Origin of the sequence: Xanthomonas dyei (genome assembly GCF_002939865.1) — a bacterium.
Classification (GTDB): Bacteria; Pseudomonadota; Gammaproteobacteria; order Xanthomonadales; family Xanthomonadaceae; genus Xanthomonas; species Xanthomonas dyei.
Genome location: NZ_MDEE01000065.1, coordinates 1 through 13,879, shown reverse-complemented (window position 1 = coordinate 13,879; position 13,879 = coordinate 1). Strand labels below are relative to the sequence as shown.

The window sequence follows — 13,879 nt, the reverse complement described above, 5'->3', positions numbered from 1 at the left end:
CGCATCAGGCACTGAAGATGATGACGCCTGACCAAGCCTATGCCGCTACATTAACCACCTGACCTGTGCAGAAACCGATGGGTCATTACAATCCTTCCATGCGCGAAGAAACCAATCCTGCGCGCCTTGCAGAACTCAACGATACGCGCCAAGTCCGCATGGAGCGCCAGCAGAAAGCGACGCAGTTTCATGAGGACGATCAGCACCGCTCCATCACTCGCAGCCCGTTCACGGCATCGGTCGATGGCGTGCCCGATCGGACCCAGGCACCTACCAAGCTGGCCGATATCGGCCCGGGCCACCGCGACTACGCGTTGCTGCAACAGGTGAGCGCAGGTGTGAGCGCCATCGATGCGCAAGCCGGGCGCACACCGGACGAAAACAGCGAACGCTTGGTGGCCAGTGCCATGAGCCTGGCCCGCCAGAACAATCTGGACCGGGTGGATCATGTGGCGTTGAGTACGCAGACCGCGCAACACCCGGCCGGGTACACGGTGTTTGTGGTGCAGGGTGCATTGAACGACCCTGCACATCTGCGTGCATCGATGCCCACCGATGAGGCGGTACGCACGCCGGTGGGGCAATCGCTGCAGCAGCTGGAAACTGCATCGGTGGATCGTCAGCAGGCAGCGCAGCAGAGCCAACAGCAGGAGATGGACAACCGCTCACGCGAGGCTCCTGCAATGCGGATGGCTTGAGTGCAATCTGGCATGACGCAGCGTTGCGAGGCATCTCCGCCGTGCAATACGGATTGCTGGTAGACGACCAGCGCCGCTTGGTGATGCAAATGGCCATGTCGAGACGCTCAACGAACACCGTCTGCCGCGCGACGCCAGAAGTCGCACTCGGCTCAGACGCACAACTGCGTGCCCCTCCAGCGCCGTACGCTCTTGCGCGAATCGGCAGACTGCAAAGCGGCACTCACCTTCAATACGCGACACGAAAAAGCCCGGCAGTTGCCGGGCTTTTTTCAACTGGTCTCCGGTAATGCTCAGCCCTTGCGCGCCTTCAACCATGCCTCGATCTGCGGCACCAACGCCGCGCGCAGCTTGATCCGGGTCTGGATGCCGGTGATGGCGGTCTCTGCGTCACGGCGCGAGGTGGGAGCCAGATACTGATCGGCGTAGGCCTTGATCTTGTCGGCCATCTTCGGGTCGACCGAGCCCGAACCCAGGCGTGGGTAATAGCGGGCACGCGAGGTGGAGTCGACCAGGCCATCCACCTGTGGCCGATGCGCCACGGCGAAGTCGAAGGCCAGGTCCGGATGTTCGCTCGCCACCATGTCGATCATGCTGGCACCGGTGGTGGCGCCTGGCTCGGCGGTCAAGGCCAGCTCCAGTGCACGCTTGGCCAAGGCCTGGTCTGCTGTTGCCGCCAGCAGGCCATAGTACTGGTCGCGGATCATCGAAGAGGTTTCCTTCTTCGCCATCGCATGCAGCGCGTCCCAGGTGGCGGCATCGGCATTGCGCGCGACGATGCTCAGCACGCTGGTGCGCAGCTCCGGCGACAGCGACGCCGGGTCGGCCTGGAAGGCGGCAAAACGGCGGCGCGCTTCGGCAATGAGCTGCGCGTCGTCCATGTCGCTGAGGCTGCCAATCAGCCGTGTGCGCAGTTGCTTGATCTGCGCCGAATCGCCAGTGCGGTCGTCCCAGCCCAGGGTGGCAAATTGCGGTGCCAGCCGCGAGGTGGCATACGACCGCCATGCGGCACGGATGGCCGGATGTTGCTTGAGCATGTCGTCGACGCTGTCCACAGTGCCGGCCACCGTTTCCCACAGGTCCGGCGAAGCGCCCACCGCCACCTTGGTGGTCAACTCCAGCGCATCTGCCTGCGGTTGCAGGCCAACCGTGGCAAGCGCACTGGTATCCATCATCAAACCAAGCTGGTCCACCACCGGCAGGGTGGAAAATGCAGTGCTGAGCGCCTTGAACTGCGCTGGTGCATAGCGGGTGCGGAAGTAGCCTTTCTGCCCGGCGTTGACCAGCACCGGTGCATCGCAGCCGGGCAGTTGCAGCTGTGCGCTGCCATCCACCAGCACGCGTACCGGCACGCCGTTGCCGGCACGCACGGCGACCGGCACATGCCAGCGCAGCGGCTGCTTGTCGGGGCGATCGAGCGTGTATTCGCCCTGCTGCAGGGTGAGGTGGGTCTGCCCGTCCACACACGTGGAGGCGACATTGATCAACGGCACGCCGGGCTGGGTGGTGAAGTCGTGTGCGACCTGGGTGAATTGCTTGCCCGGTGCCATCGCATCGACCTGCTGCCACAGCGCATCGGTCACCGCGTTTCCGTACTGATGCTGCTTGATGTAGTTGCGCACGCCGGCACGCCATTGCTCGGCGCCGACGTAGTCTTCGAGCATGCCGATGACCGCTTCGCCCTTGTCGTAGGTGATCACGTCGAATGCCTGGCTGGCCTGCTCCACGGTGTCCACGTGCTGCACGACCGGATGGGTGGTGGCATAGGCGTCGCGCCGCATCGCCGCGCGACTCTTGAACGCCGCGCTGGTCTTGTCGATATCCCATTCCGGGTGAAGCATCGCGGTCGTTCGCGATTCCATCCAGTTGGCGAAACCTTCGTTGAGCCACAGGTCGTCCCACCACGCCATGGTGACCAGATTGCCGAACCACTGATGGGCGATTTCGTGCGCAGCGGTCGTGAACACGGCCTGCTTGCTGTTGATGTCGGCCACCGCCGGGTCGAGCAGCAACACGAACTCGAACGTAAAGATCGCGCCCCAGTTCTCCATGGCGCCGAAAAACTGGCTCTGCCCGGGCGCAGCGATGTTGTCCAGCTTGGGCAGCGGATACGGCACGCCGAAGTAATCGTTGTACGCATGCAGCACATCGCGGCTGGATTCCAGTGCGAACTTGGCTTGATCGACCTTGCCAGCCTGCGCGATCACACCGATCTCGGTGCCGTTATCGGCCTTGACCGTGGCGCGCTCGAAGTCGCCCAGGCTCATGAACAGCAGGTAGGTGGACATCTTGGGCGTGGTCTGGAAAACGACCTTCTTCATCCCGCCCGCCGTTGCGCTGGAACGCGCCACCGGCATGTTGCTCACCGCCATCTGCTTGGCCGGCGCATTCACCGCAAGGTCGAACGTGGCCTTGAAATTGGGCTCATCCCAGGACGGAATGAAGCGACGCGCATCGGAATTTTCGAACTGAGTGAACAGCGCGCGGCGCTGGCCCTGCGGCGTGGTGTAATCCAGCGCGAACAAGCCATTGGCCTGCGTGTTGATGATGCCGCTGTAGTCGATGGACAACACGTAGTTACCCGGTGCCAGCGGTGTACCGGTATCGAAGCGCGCGGTCTGCGCATCGGCGTCGGTGGCGATCTTGGTCGCTACCGGCTTGCCGCCCGTTGCTGCGAGCGTAGCTTTGGAAAAGCGCAGATTGGCTGCCTGCAACACGATGGCATCGGTAGCGGTGAGCACCTGGACATCGATGCGCACCTTGCCGTCGAAGGTCATCTTGTCGGCATGCGGGGTGATCTCCACCGCGTAATGCGTCGGCCTGGCGGTTCGCGGCAGCTGGGTAGTGACCTGCAAGACCGATGGGGCCCCCGTCCCGGGAGCAGCGGCAGCATGGGCCACGGTAGCGGCGGACGTGCTGGCCAGCGCCAGTGCAATTGCAGTCACCAGGATATGGCGCATGTGGTTCCTAACGTGATGGAAGTTGTCCGTGCCGAATCATCGCGTCAACGCAGATACCCCAACACAGCCGAAAGTCACGTCCACGCCTTGCAAGCACGAAAACGTAGACGCGGAAAAGAAGCGTTGGTGCTGCCGATGATAATCAAAGCAAGCCGGCGCGAACGGACACCGGTTGGCGGGTGTCATGCTACAGGCCAGCGGTGAACACGACTCGTATCAAGGCGGCTGGCGCGCGGTTGGCAATGACCGTGATGCGTCGCGCGCTCCATACCTCCAGCACCACTCGGCATCACGCTGACCCAACACATCCGCCGTCGTTGCAGTCGGCCTGCCTGATCGGCTGCGCCACGTGCGCAAGCGGGCCTTGGACTGCGATCAGGCTGCCGGCACTTACACCATTATTCCGCTACCCAAGGCGACGGGTGATAGCGTGACAAAGAAAAGCCCCGCTTTCGCAGGGCTCTCTTGTTTCGATAGTGCATCAGGCGATCAGGCGAACGGGTCCTGCAGCACCATGGTGTGGTCGCGGTCCGGGCCGGTGGAAACGATGCTGATCGGGCAGCCGGCCAGTTCTTCCAGCGCGCGCAGGTAGGCGCGTGCGGCAGGCGGCAGCTCGTCCCACACGGTGATGCCGTGGGTATTTTCGGTCCAACCCGGGAACTCCAGGTACACCGGCGTGCACTCTTCCCAGCCCTGTGCATCCAGCGGCGCGTATTCGGTGCGCTTGCCGCGGTATTCGTACGCGATGCAGACCTTGAGCTTTTCCATACCGTCCAGCACGTCGAGCTTGGTGATGCACAGGCCGGAGATCCCGTTGATGGCCACTGCGCGCTTGAGCGCGACGATGTCCATCCAGCCGCAACGACGCGGGCGGCCGGTGGAGGCACCGTACTCGGCACCGCGGTCGCGGATGCCCTGGCCCACTTCGTCGTCCAGTTCGGTCGGGAACGGGCCGCCACCCACGCGCGTGGCGTAGGCCTTGGCAATGCCCAGCACGTAGTCGATCGCATCGGCGCCAACGCCGGTGCCGGCCAGTGCGCCGCCCACCGTGGTATTGGAGCTGGTGACGTACGGATAGGTGCCGTGGTCGATGTCCAGCAACGCGCCCTGCGCGCCTTCGAACAGCACCCGCTTACCCTGCTTGCGCAGGTCGTGCAGGATGCCGGCCACGTCGTACTTCATCGGCTGCACGTAGTCGCCGAACGCCAGCGCTTCGTCGTAGGTCTTCTGGAAATCGACCGCTTCCACGCCCAGGTACTTGGTCAGCACGAAGTTGTGGTAATCGAGCGCGGTGCGCAGCAGTTCTTCCAGCTGCGGCGGGTAATGCAGGTCGGCGATGCGGATACCGCGACGCGCCACCTTGTCTTCGTACGCCGGGCCGATGCCGCGACCGGTGGTGCCGATGGCCTTGCCGCCGGCGGCCTTCTCGCGCGCCTGATCCAGGGCGATGTGGTACGGCATGATCAACGGGGCCGCCGGGGAAATCTTCAGGCGCGAACGCACCTCCACGCCGGCGCCTTCCAGCTCGCTGATTTCCTTGATCAGCGCGGCCGGGGAGATCACCACGCCATTGCCGATCAGGCACAGCGCGTCGTCGCGCAGGATGCCGGACGGAATCAGATGCAAGACGGTCTTCTTGCCGTTGATGACCAGCGTATGGCCGGCATTATGGCCGCCCTGGAAGCGGACGACCGCACCGATCTCTTCGGTAAGCAGATCGACGATCTTGCCTTTGCCTTCATCGCCCCACTGGGCACCGAGCACGACAACTGACTGACCCATGACGGGTGGACTCCTGAGTTTTGCTGCGGCCATCGGGGCCGCGGGATGGGACCGGTTCGGGACTGGAGGCGCCACCTTGCGCGCGGCTCCATCGGGGAGCGTTGCAGCGGCGACCAGCCCGGACACGGAAAAAGCCGAACGGGGTGCTCTGGTTGGAGCGTGCCCGGCCGGCTTTTGTGCATTATCCGGGTTTCGGGTGACGTGCACTACCCCTTCGAGGACGGCGGAATGGAGGCTGGTCAGATTGCGGATGGCCGTCGATTGGTGGGTGATCCGACCGCTGCCGGGCTCTAGACTGGTCGTCGAAAATCTCCAATCCCCCCCCGGGCCGCAGGAACGCACCTGGGCGCGACGCTTTGCTGGGAATGCCTGTCGCGCCCAGGTGCGCTCCTACACTGCCCTTGCTGCGGGAATGGATGGCCTCCTCAGTGGCGCACGATCCACAACGCGATCGCCCCCATGACCAGGGTGACGCCGCCGATAGAGCGCAATTGCGCAGTGGGCAGACTGAACAGTTGCTCGACCATGCGCTTCCAGGCGGTTGGCGCGGCAAACAGCAGCAAGCCTTCAATGACGGCGATCAAGCACAACGCTGACAGAAACTCGTGCATCAACAACACCAGGACAACGTGGGGATCTGCAGTGTGCCGGTTCGGCAACCAACAGGCTTACATCGTAAGAGCGCACCCGGGCGCGACAGGCGCATTCCCTGTAAAGCTTTCGCGCCCAGGTGCGCTCCTACGCGGCTGAGTCTGGCTCATAAAACCANGCACCCGGGCGCGACGGGCATCACCGGTAATGCCCGTCGCGCCCGGGTGCGCTCCAAGCTGCCCAGCCTCACAGCCAGATTGCGTCCCAGAAGGGGTAATCGCCGATGCGGGCAACCAGTCCGGCCCGCAGTGGATTGGCGATCAGGTAACGCGCCACTGCATGCAGGTCGTCGTCTTTGCGCAACGCATGGTCGTGGTAGCTGCGGCTCCAGACCGCCACGCGATGTTGACGCTGATCGTTCACCGCACGCTTTCATGCGCGATACGGTGTCGGCCAACGATGTGGCGCTGCCGAGTTGCACCAACCAATGCACATGATCAGGCATCAACACCCAGGCCAGCAGCCTGGCATCGGGTGGCGTTGCTGCGGTGAACGCCCGACAGGCCGCGGCGGCGAGCAGAAAATCTGCGAACACAGCGCGACGCTGCCATGTCGTGGTGGTCAACAGGTAACCGCCGTTGGGCAAAGACTGTCTGCCGCGGCGCAGCGCGCGATGCCCGGGTGAGTGGAAGTTGGCCATGCGGCAATGCTGATGGCTTCGCAGCATGGGGAATATCGGGGGTTGCTGGGTTTTGTTTTAGGAAATCTACGTTTTACCCGGCTGTTTGAAGTTTGAAGACAGTCGGTTGGGTATGCCGGGAAGGCCCTGTCGCGCCCGGGTGCGCTCCTACGTCGTGGGCTCGTTGGGCGAGCATGCAACTGTTTGGCGGTGACGGGCACAGACGAAAACGCCCGCATTGCGCGGGCGTTTTCGGTTCAACACTGAGCGACTCAGTGCAAGGTGCTCAGCAATTCAACACTGAGCAATCAACGATCGCTCTTGAGGTACTGCAGGAACGGGTCGTTCTTGTCGAGCACGATCACGCCATTGCCGTCGGCCATCGATTCGCGATAGGCCTCCAGACTGCGGTAGAAAGCGTAGAACGAGGGGTCCTTTGCGCCGGCCTGGCCGTAGATGCGGGCGGCATCGGCATCGCCTTCGCCACGCAGCTTCTGTGCATCGCGTTCGGCATCGGCCTTGATCACCGTGCTTTCGCGGTCGGCTTGCGCACGGATGGTCAGTGCCTGCTCTTCGCCTTCGGCACGCAGCTTGCTGGCTTCCTGCTTGCGCTGGGCGCGCATGCGCTCGTAGACGTCGGTGATCACCTGGCTGTCGGTCGGCAGGTCGATCTGCTTGATACGCAGGTCGGTGATCTGCATCCCTAAGCCCTTGATGGCGCCGTTGATGCCCTTGAGCTGGCTGGCGATCAATTCGCTGCGGTCGCCAGAGACCAGCTGCTGCAAGGTGCGCGAGTTGATCTGGTTGCGCAGCGAGTCTGTGATGATCGGGGCCAGGCGCGAATTGGCCACCGACTCTTCACCGCCGGTGGCGCGATAGAACGCACGCACATCGGAGATGTAGCCGATGGCGAAGAAGTCCACGCTCACGTCTTTCTGCTCGGCGGTGAAGTACCGCGCCGGGGCGGTATCGAGCACCTGGAAGCGGCGGTCGAACACGCGCACCGATTCCACCACCGGAATCTTGAAGTGCAGGCCGGGCTTGAGGTCGGCGCGCACCACGCGGCCCAGGTTGAGCACCATGGCGGTCTGGTCTTCGCGCACCACGAACACCGAGCCCATCAGGGTCAGCAACACGGCGACGATCAGGCCGATGACTAGCGAATTTTTCATTGGTCGGTTCCCTCACGGCCGGTCGGGCGCGGGCCACGTTCCGGGTTGCGGATGGCCTCGCTGGTGGCGCTTTGCGGCGGATTCAACAACACGTCCTGCGGCACCATCGACGGCATGCCGCCAGTGCCCGCGTTGCCGCCGACGTTGGCAGCCTTGCCAGCATCTGGCAGCGGCACATAGATGACCTGGCGGCCATCGCTGCCGATCACCTTGCGGTTCTCCGACAACACCTTCTGCACGGTTTCCAGCCACAGCCGCTTGCGCGTGACTTCGGGGGCACCGGCGTACTGCTCCTGCAGCAGGGTGAAGCGGTCGGCGTCGCCCTCGGCCTTGGAGATCACTGCCTGCTTGTAGCCTTCGGCGCCGGTGCGGGTGCGTGCACCCTGGCCGCGCGCTTCCGGCACCACCTTGGCGGCGTAGGCCTGGGCTTCGTTGATCAGGCGCTCGCGCACCTGCTGGGCACCGTTGACCTCGTCGAAGGCCGGCTTCACTTCTTCCGGCGGGCGCGCGTCCGGCAGGGTCACGCCGGTCACGGCCAGGCCGGTGTTGTAGGCATCCAGCGCCATCTGCAGACGGTCCTTGGAGGCGATCGCCAGCGGGCCGCGATTGTTGAGCACGGTATTGAGGTCGGACCGCCCCACCTGCTCACGCACGGCACTCTGCGCGGCCTGCTCCAGCACCAGATCGGCATTCCGCGAGCCGAACAGGTATTTGCGCGGGTCGCTGATCTGGTACTGCACGTTGAGCGAGACGTTGACGATGTTCTCGTCGCGCGTCAGCACCGGCACCTGGTTGCTGAAGGTCTTGATCTCGGTTGCATTGACCTTGCGTACCGACTCGATCGGCCAGGGCAGCTTGAAGCTCGGGCCGGGCTGCAAGATGCGCGAGAACTGGCCGAAGCGCAGGACCACGCCACGCTGCTGCTCGCCGATGAGCTGGAAGCTGGAGAACAGCACCATCAGCACCACCGCGACCAGAATCCAGCGCCCCACGCCGCTGTCGAACAGCTCCTTCAACGGCGCGGGCAGATTGCCCCAGCCACCACCGTTGCCACCACCGCGCGGGCCCCAGGACCTGCGACGGTTGGGATCCGGGCCGTCTCCGCCCTTGTTGCCGGGTGTGTTCCAGGCCATGCACGCTCCATGATCGAGGGGCTGTGCGGGCCAGTCCCGCAGTGCCGCCGTGTTGTTTGATTCGCCGATTCTACTAGATGGGGCAGACCGGCCGTTTTGAAAGGCCCTGATTGGTGCATCGGCGGTTTAGCCGGCGGGGTGAATCAAGGGGTTGGCAGTTCCTGGCGTGGGTGGAGACGAGGTAGCGGCGCCAGGTTATAGGTCGGCGGCAGCCCTCACTGCGCGAAACGGGTGCCGAGATCGAAGCCGCGGAGCGCTCCGCTACCGGGAGGTTTGGCCGAACCGGCCCAGCGCGGCCGACGCCCCTGGCGCTCCTGCGCACGACCTGGGTACTTCGAGACCATGACCGCCGCCAGCACGCGCGATGAGGACAGCGGCTGTACCGCGCCAATCAATGGCGACAACGACTGGGTTGGTGCACTCACGCGCACTGGCACATCGGCCTGATGAGACGGCTGGTACTGGAATGGACGGCTGCTGATCGAGGACAGCACTGCCGTGGCACATCGCTCGCAGTGCGCTGCGCTTTGACAGCGCATGCAATGTCGCGCTTGCAGGCATGTGACCGACTATCGACCACCCGATTGATTGCGTTGTGCCTGCTAAACCCGCGCGGCAGCCGGGCGTCTTGCGGGTGCCATCGCGCAGGCGCGCTTCGGGCTCGATGCAGCGATGGCACGGCAGCGATGATTAGCTGCGGCCCGTCGTGCACTGTCATCGACATCGTGGGCAGCGGCGGAGAACTGGGTGCTGCCATACAGCGGAGCGGCGAGACAACGAGCCCCCCCATCGAGCGTTGCCGCACCGGACGCGCCCGATGGCAAGCACGCACGAGCGCAGACCGCTAGCAATTGCCGGTTCGCAGCGAGGCGTTTGTCGTTCGCTACGGCGATGACGCCGGAAGTCATCGCCTGTTCGCCCGAGACTCCCGGCGCAGTTGCCGCGGATCTCTGCGATCACCCCTTCGGCGGCTCGTCCTTCTGATTGAACACCCGCTCCATCACTTCCAGCAGCTCGTCTTCGGAAAACGGCTTGGTGATGTAGGCGCGCGCGCCTTGGCGCATGCCCCACATGCGGTCGGTGTCCTGGTCCTTGGTGGTCACCAGGATCACCGGGATGTGCTGGGTGGTGGGCTCGCGCTTGAGCGTGCGCGTGGCCTGGAAGCCGTTGAGGTTGGGCATGACCACGTCCATCAACACCAGATCCGGCAGCGACTCCTTGGCCGCTTCCACGCCGGCGGCGCCATCGGTGGCGGTGATGGTTTCGTGTCCCAACTTCTCGACGATGCGCTGAATCCCCAGCAGCTGCGACGGCGAGTCGTCGACGATCAAAATGCGTGCCATGTGTTTCCCCTAGTGTGCGCGGCGAGTGTAGTGCGCCGGCAGTGCTTTCGGTAGCTGGGGGCGATAGCGCGATGGTCGAAGCCTGTGCTGCGCCGCGGCGCAAGCCGTGCTCGTCTTCGCACTCCTGTGCACCGTGGTGGGCGGTGAGGGGTTGGAAGCGAGGTGCAGGCGAGAGGCCGCGCTTCGGCGACGGGCGCTGCTGGCGCTGACTGCGGGAGTGCCTGGATCCAGCTTCGCTCGCTGGGCGCAGCGTCCGCCATTGACGTGGCGCCCAGCCGAAGTTGACTGACGCCGGCAGCCGCACCGGGCGGCCGTACCCTCACCCCACCCCCTCTCCCGCAGGAGAGGGGCTTTCGCGCCTTCTCGTATTAGAGAGGCTCGCGCGGTGCGACGGGCGAGACGTCTGGACCTCAGCGCCCCTCTACGAAGAGAGGCGCCTGTGGACCTCACACCGTCTCGCCAAACGCCTTGGCCAGGTTGCGGTAGGCCTTTTTCTGCGCGTCGTCGGTGGGGGCCGGGGCCAGAATTTCCAGTTCCACGATCTGATCGCCCGGGGTAGTGCCCGGCAGGCCGCGGCCGCGCAGGCGCAGTTTGCGACCGGCATCCGAATCGGCGGGCACCTTCAATTCCACCGAGCCGCCCAGGGTGGGCACGCTGATGGTGGTGCCCAGCGCCGCCTGCCAGGGCATGACCTGCAGGGTGTAGAGGATGTTGCGCCCGTCCACCTCGAACTGCGGGTGCGCGGCGTATTCGATCTCCAGCAGCAGATTGCCGCCGCCGTTGCCCTGCCCGCTCAGGCGAATCACCTGGCCGGGCTGCACGCCCTTGGGCACGCGCACGTCCAGCTGCTTGCCGTTGATGGTGATACGGACGCTGTCGCCCGAATGCACCGCTTCCAGCGGCACCGCCAGCTTGGCGCGGGTGTCGCCGCGCGCCTGCGGCCCCGGCCCTGCGCCAGGACCGGCACCCGGGCCGCGCGGGCGGCCGCCGCGCTGGCCGGCGAACAGGCTTTCGAAAAAGTCGCTGAAGCCGCCACCGGCGCCGCCATTGCCGAACACTTCTTCATAGTCGAAGCCCTGCCCGCCGCCGTGGCTGGGCGGTGCCTGGAACTCGTCGCCCGGGCGATAGCCCTGCGCCTTCAACTGGTCGTAGGCCTTGCGCTTTTGCGGATCGCGCAGCGCCTCGTAGGCTTCGTTGATCGCCTTGAATTTGTCTTCGGCGCCGGCTTCCTTGCTGACGTCGGGGTGATACTTGCGCGCCAATCGGCGGTACGCGGTCTTGATCTCCGCATCGCCTGCGCTGGGCTCCACGCCCAGCGTTGCGTAGTAATCCTTGAATTCCATCTATTCACCTCTGGAAAAAAAAGGCCCGCAGCCAGAGCCACGAGCCAGTTCGAGAGGCAGACACCAGTGGGGACGGCCATGCATGGCGCGGGCGGTGGGAATCGTAGGCATGTGCTGTACCTGCCGACTCCAGACACCAACCGCGCCCGCGTGGCGGTCACGCAACTGGGTTGCTGGCCGATCTCTTCGCAGCCGGGCGGGCGATCGCGCCTATTCTACGGCGCGGCCGTCGCCTGGGAGCGAAGTCGGTGACCTCGCTCCAGGTCCACTACCTGGAAGCGCGCGCCTCGCAGCACGCCGCAATGCCGGTCGCCGGTAACTGGCCGGGCGGGCCGGGATGTCATGTACACCCCGGCCACAGTCCAGACCAGCTGCCATCGCGCAGGCAGCCGCTGCGATGACGCTTACTGCACCGTGCTGCCGCCGGTGTCCTGCCCGTTGCCCACCTGAATGCGACGCGGGGTCGCTGCCGGGCGCTTGGGAATGCGGATCTCCAGCACGCCGTTATGACCGGCGGCGGTGATGCCGTCGGCATCTGCACTGTCGGGCAATGCGAAGCGGCGGTGGAAGCTGCCGTAGCGGCGTTCGATGCGCGAGAAGCGTTCTGTCTCGGTGCTGGACTCGCTCTTGCGCTCGCCCTTGATCGACAGGATGCCCTTGTCCATCTGCACCTCGATCTGGCTGGGGTCGATGCCCGGCAGGTCGGCATACAGCACGAAGTGATTGGGCTCCTCCTTGATGTCCACGCGCGGCACCCATTGGGCGGTGACCACGGCCGATTCGTCGGTATCGCTGTTCTGTTCGAAGAAACGGTCGAACACGTGCTTGATCTCGTTTTGCAGGGCGTGCGTGGGCCACTGGGGATAACGAACGATGTTCATTGCAAGCCTCCAAAAGGTTGGGTGAAGGACCGGCGGTTGCGGCATGCACCACCGCGCCGGCCATGTGCGTCAGATAGGCGTGGCCGTGCGGATTTCAAGCGCGTTGACGCGCTTTTCCCCTGCCCTTTTCTAGAATTCGTTCAGCCACACAGAGACCAGCCCCATGACCATCGCCGTTGGTGACAGCATTCCCGAAGTGGTGCTCAAGCGCATGCGCGAAGGCATCGAAGCGGTCGACACGCATCGCCTGTTCGCCGGCCGCAAGGTGCTGCTGTTTGCAGTGCCGGGCGCATTCACGCCGACCTGCTCGGCCAAACACTTGCCGGGATATGTGGAGCACTTCGAAGAATTCCGCAAACGCGGCATCGACGTGTTGTGCACCGCCGTCAACGACCCGTTCGTGATGCAGGCCTGGGGTCGCAGCCAGCTGGTTCCCGATGGTCTGCACCTGGTGCCCGACGGCAACGCCGAACTGGTTCGCGCACTAGGCCTTGAAATCGACGCGAGCGGTTCGGGCATGGGCCTGCGCTCGCGTCGCTATGCGTTGTATGCCGACGACGGCGTGGTCAAGGCCTTGTTCGTCGAAGAACCCGGCGAGTTCAAGGTGTCTGCGGCCGATTACGTGCTGCAGCATTTACCTGATTGAAAAAGCGATTCCCCCGTCCACTCAGAAGGAAAACGGCCAGCCATGTCTGATCAGCCAGCCAGCAAAAACCCCGCCGGTATCACCGATACCGCCACCTTGCGCGCACGCGCACGCCAGAGCATCGAAGACGGCGCCATTACCGAGAGCTACCACGCCGATCGCGAGAAGGTGATCGAACTGCTCAACACCGCGCTCGCAACCGAATATGTGTGCACGCTGCGCTATTACCGCCACTACTTCATGGCCAAGGGCATGTTCATGGCCAAGGGCATGCTTGCCGACGCGGTCAAGGGCGAGTTCCTGGAACATGCACAGCAGGAACAGGCGCACGCGCACAAGCTGGCCGAGCGCATCGTGCAGCTGGGCGGCGAGCCGGATCTCAATCCGGACACGCTGACCAAGCGCTCGCACGCCGAATACAAGGAAGGCACCGATCTGCGCGACATGGTCAGGGAAAACCTGATCGCCGAGCGGATCGCCATCGACAGCTATCGCGAGATGATCGACTTCATCGGCGACAAGGACACCACCACCAAGCGCATCCTGGAAAGCATCCTGGCCCTGAGGTTTCCCCACATTTTTTTCTGCGAGATCAAGTGCTTGCTGGGCCAGGGTGTGGAAGAAGGTGCGCGCATGGTGCACGCTTCAAGG

At 64.3% G+C, this 13,879-nt stretch carries 11 protein-coding genes and 2 pseudogenes; 3 read left to right on the top strand and 10 right to left on the bottom strand.

The window, feature by feature from the left end:
• Positions 1-95: 95 nt before the first annotated feature.
• Positions 96-698, top strand: a pseudogene (locus XdyCFBP7245_RS22290) (XVIPCD domain-containing protein); the annotation flags it as partial.
• 293 nt (positions 699-991) lie between these two features.
• Here the strand turns inward: XdyCFBP7245_RS22290 and XdyCFBP7245_RS22285 are convergent.
• From XdyCFBP7245_RS22285 to XdyCFBP7245_RS22240, 10 genes and pseudogenes are all read right to left on the bottom strand, one after another.
• A complete protein-coding gene (locus XdyCFBP7245_RS22285) occupies positions 992-3,658 on the bottom strand; it encodes a M1 family metallopeptidase (protein WP_104617550.1) in 2,667 nt (888 codons plus the stop codon).
• A 489-nt stretch (positions 3,659-4,147) separates the two neighbouring features.
• A complete protein-coding gene (locus XdyCFBP7245_RS22280; RefSeq protein WP_046963141.1) occupies positions 4,148-5,440 on the bottom strand; it encodes an adenylosuccinate synthase in 1,293 nt (430 codons plus the stop codon).
• A 425-nt stretch (positions 5,441-5,865) separates the two neighbouring features.
• On the bottom strand, positions 5,866-6,051 hold the full coding sequence (locus XdyCFBP7245_RS22275) for a DUF2065 domain-containing protein (protein ID WP_104617551.1): 186 nt from the start codon (positions 6,049-6,051) through the stop codon (positions 5,866-5,868).
• A 226-nt stretch (positions 6,052-6,277) separates the two neighbouring features.
• A pseudogene (locus tag XdyCFBP7245_RS24825) lies at positions 6,278-6,731 on the bottom strand (REP-associated tyrosine transposase).
• A gap of 287 nt (positions 6,732-7,018) precedes the next feature.
• Complete coding sequence (gene hflC, locus XdyCFBP7245_RS22265; protein ID WP_104617549.1) at positions 7,019-7,882, bottom strand: protease modulator HflC; 864 nt, start codon at positions 7,880-7,882, stop codon at positions 7,019-7,021.
• Positions 7,879-9,015 (bottom strand): FtsH protease activity modulator HflK, encoded by a 1,137-nt coding sequence (hflK, locus tag XdyCFBP7245_RS22260; RefSeq protein WP_104617548.1) that lies wholly within the window; start codon positions 9,013-9,015, stop codon positions 7,879-7,881. Before hflK ends, hflC begins: the two co-directional genes overlap by 4 nt.
• A 215-nt stretch (positions 9,016-9,230) precedes the next feature.
• Entirely contained in the window at positions 9,231-9,440 is a 210-nt protein-coding gene (locus XdyCFBP7245_RS22255) for a hypothetical protein (RefSeq protein WP_146091713.1), read from the bottom strand.
• Positions 9,441-9,971: 531 nt separating this feature from the next.
• A complete protein-coding gene (gene pilH, locus XdyCFBP7245_RS22250) occupies positions 9,972-10,358 on the bottom strand; it encodes a twitching motility response regulator PilH (protein ID WP_104617546.1) in 387 nt (128 codons plus the stop codon).
• Between the two features lie 446 nt (positions 10,359-10,804).
• Positions 10,805-11,701 (bottom strand): DnaJ C-terminal domain-containing protein, encoded by an 897-nt coding sequence (locus XdyCFBP7245_RS22245; protein WP_104617545.1) that lies wholly within the window; start codon positions 11,699-11,701, stop codon positions 10,805-10,807.
• Between the two features lie 404 nt (positions 11,702-12,105).
• On the bottom strand, positions 12,106-12,582 hold the full coding sequence (locus XdyCFBP7245_RS22240) for an Hsp20/alpha crystallin family protein (RefSeq protein WP_104617544.1): 477 nt from the start codon (positions 12,580-12,582) through the stop codon (positions 12,106-12,108).
• A gap of 163 nt (positions 12,583-12,745) precedes the next feature.
• Between XdyCFBP7245_RS22240 and XdyCFBP7245_RS22235 the strand changes: the two genes are divergently transcribed.
• Both XdyCFBP7245_RS22235 and XdyCFBP7245_RS22230 read left to right on the top strand, forming a co-directional pair.
• On the top strand, positions 12,746-13,228 hold the full coding sequence (locus XdyCFBP7245_RS22235) for a peroxiredoxin (RefSeq protein ID WP_104617543.1): 483 nt from the start codon (positions 12,746-12,748) through the stop codon (positions 13,226-13,228).
• 42 nt (positions 13,229-13,270) lie between these two features.
• The coding region (locus tag XdyCFBP7245_RS22230; RefSeq protein WP_244907894.1) for a ferritin-like domain-containing protein at positions 13,271-13,879 on the top strand (609 nt) is incomplete at its 3' end.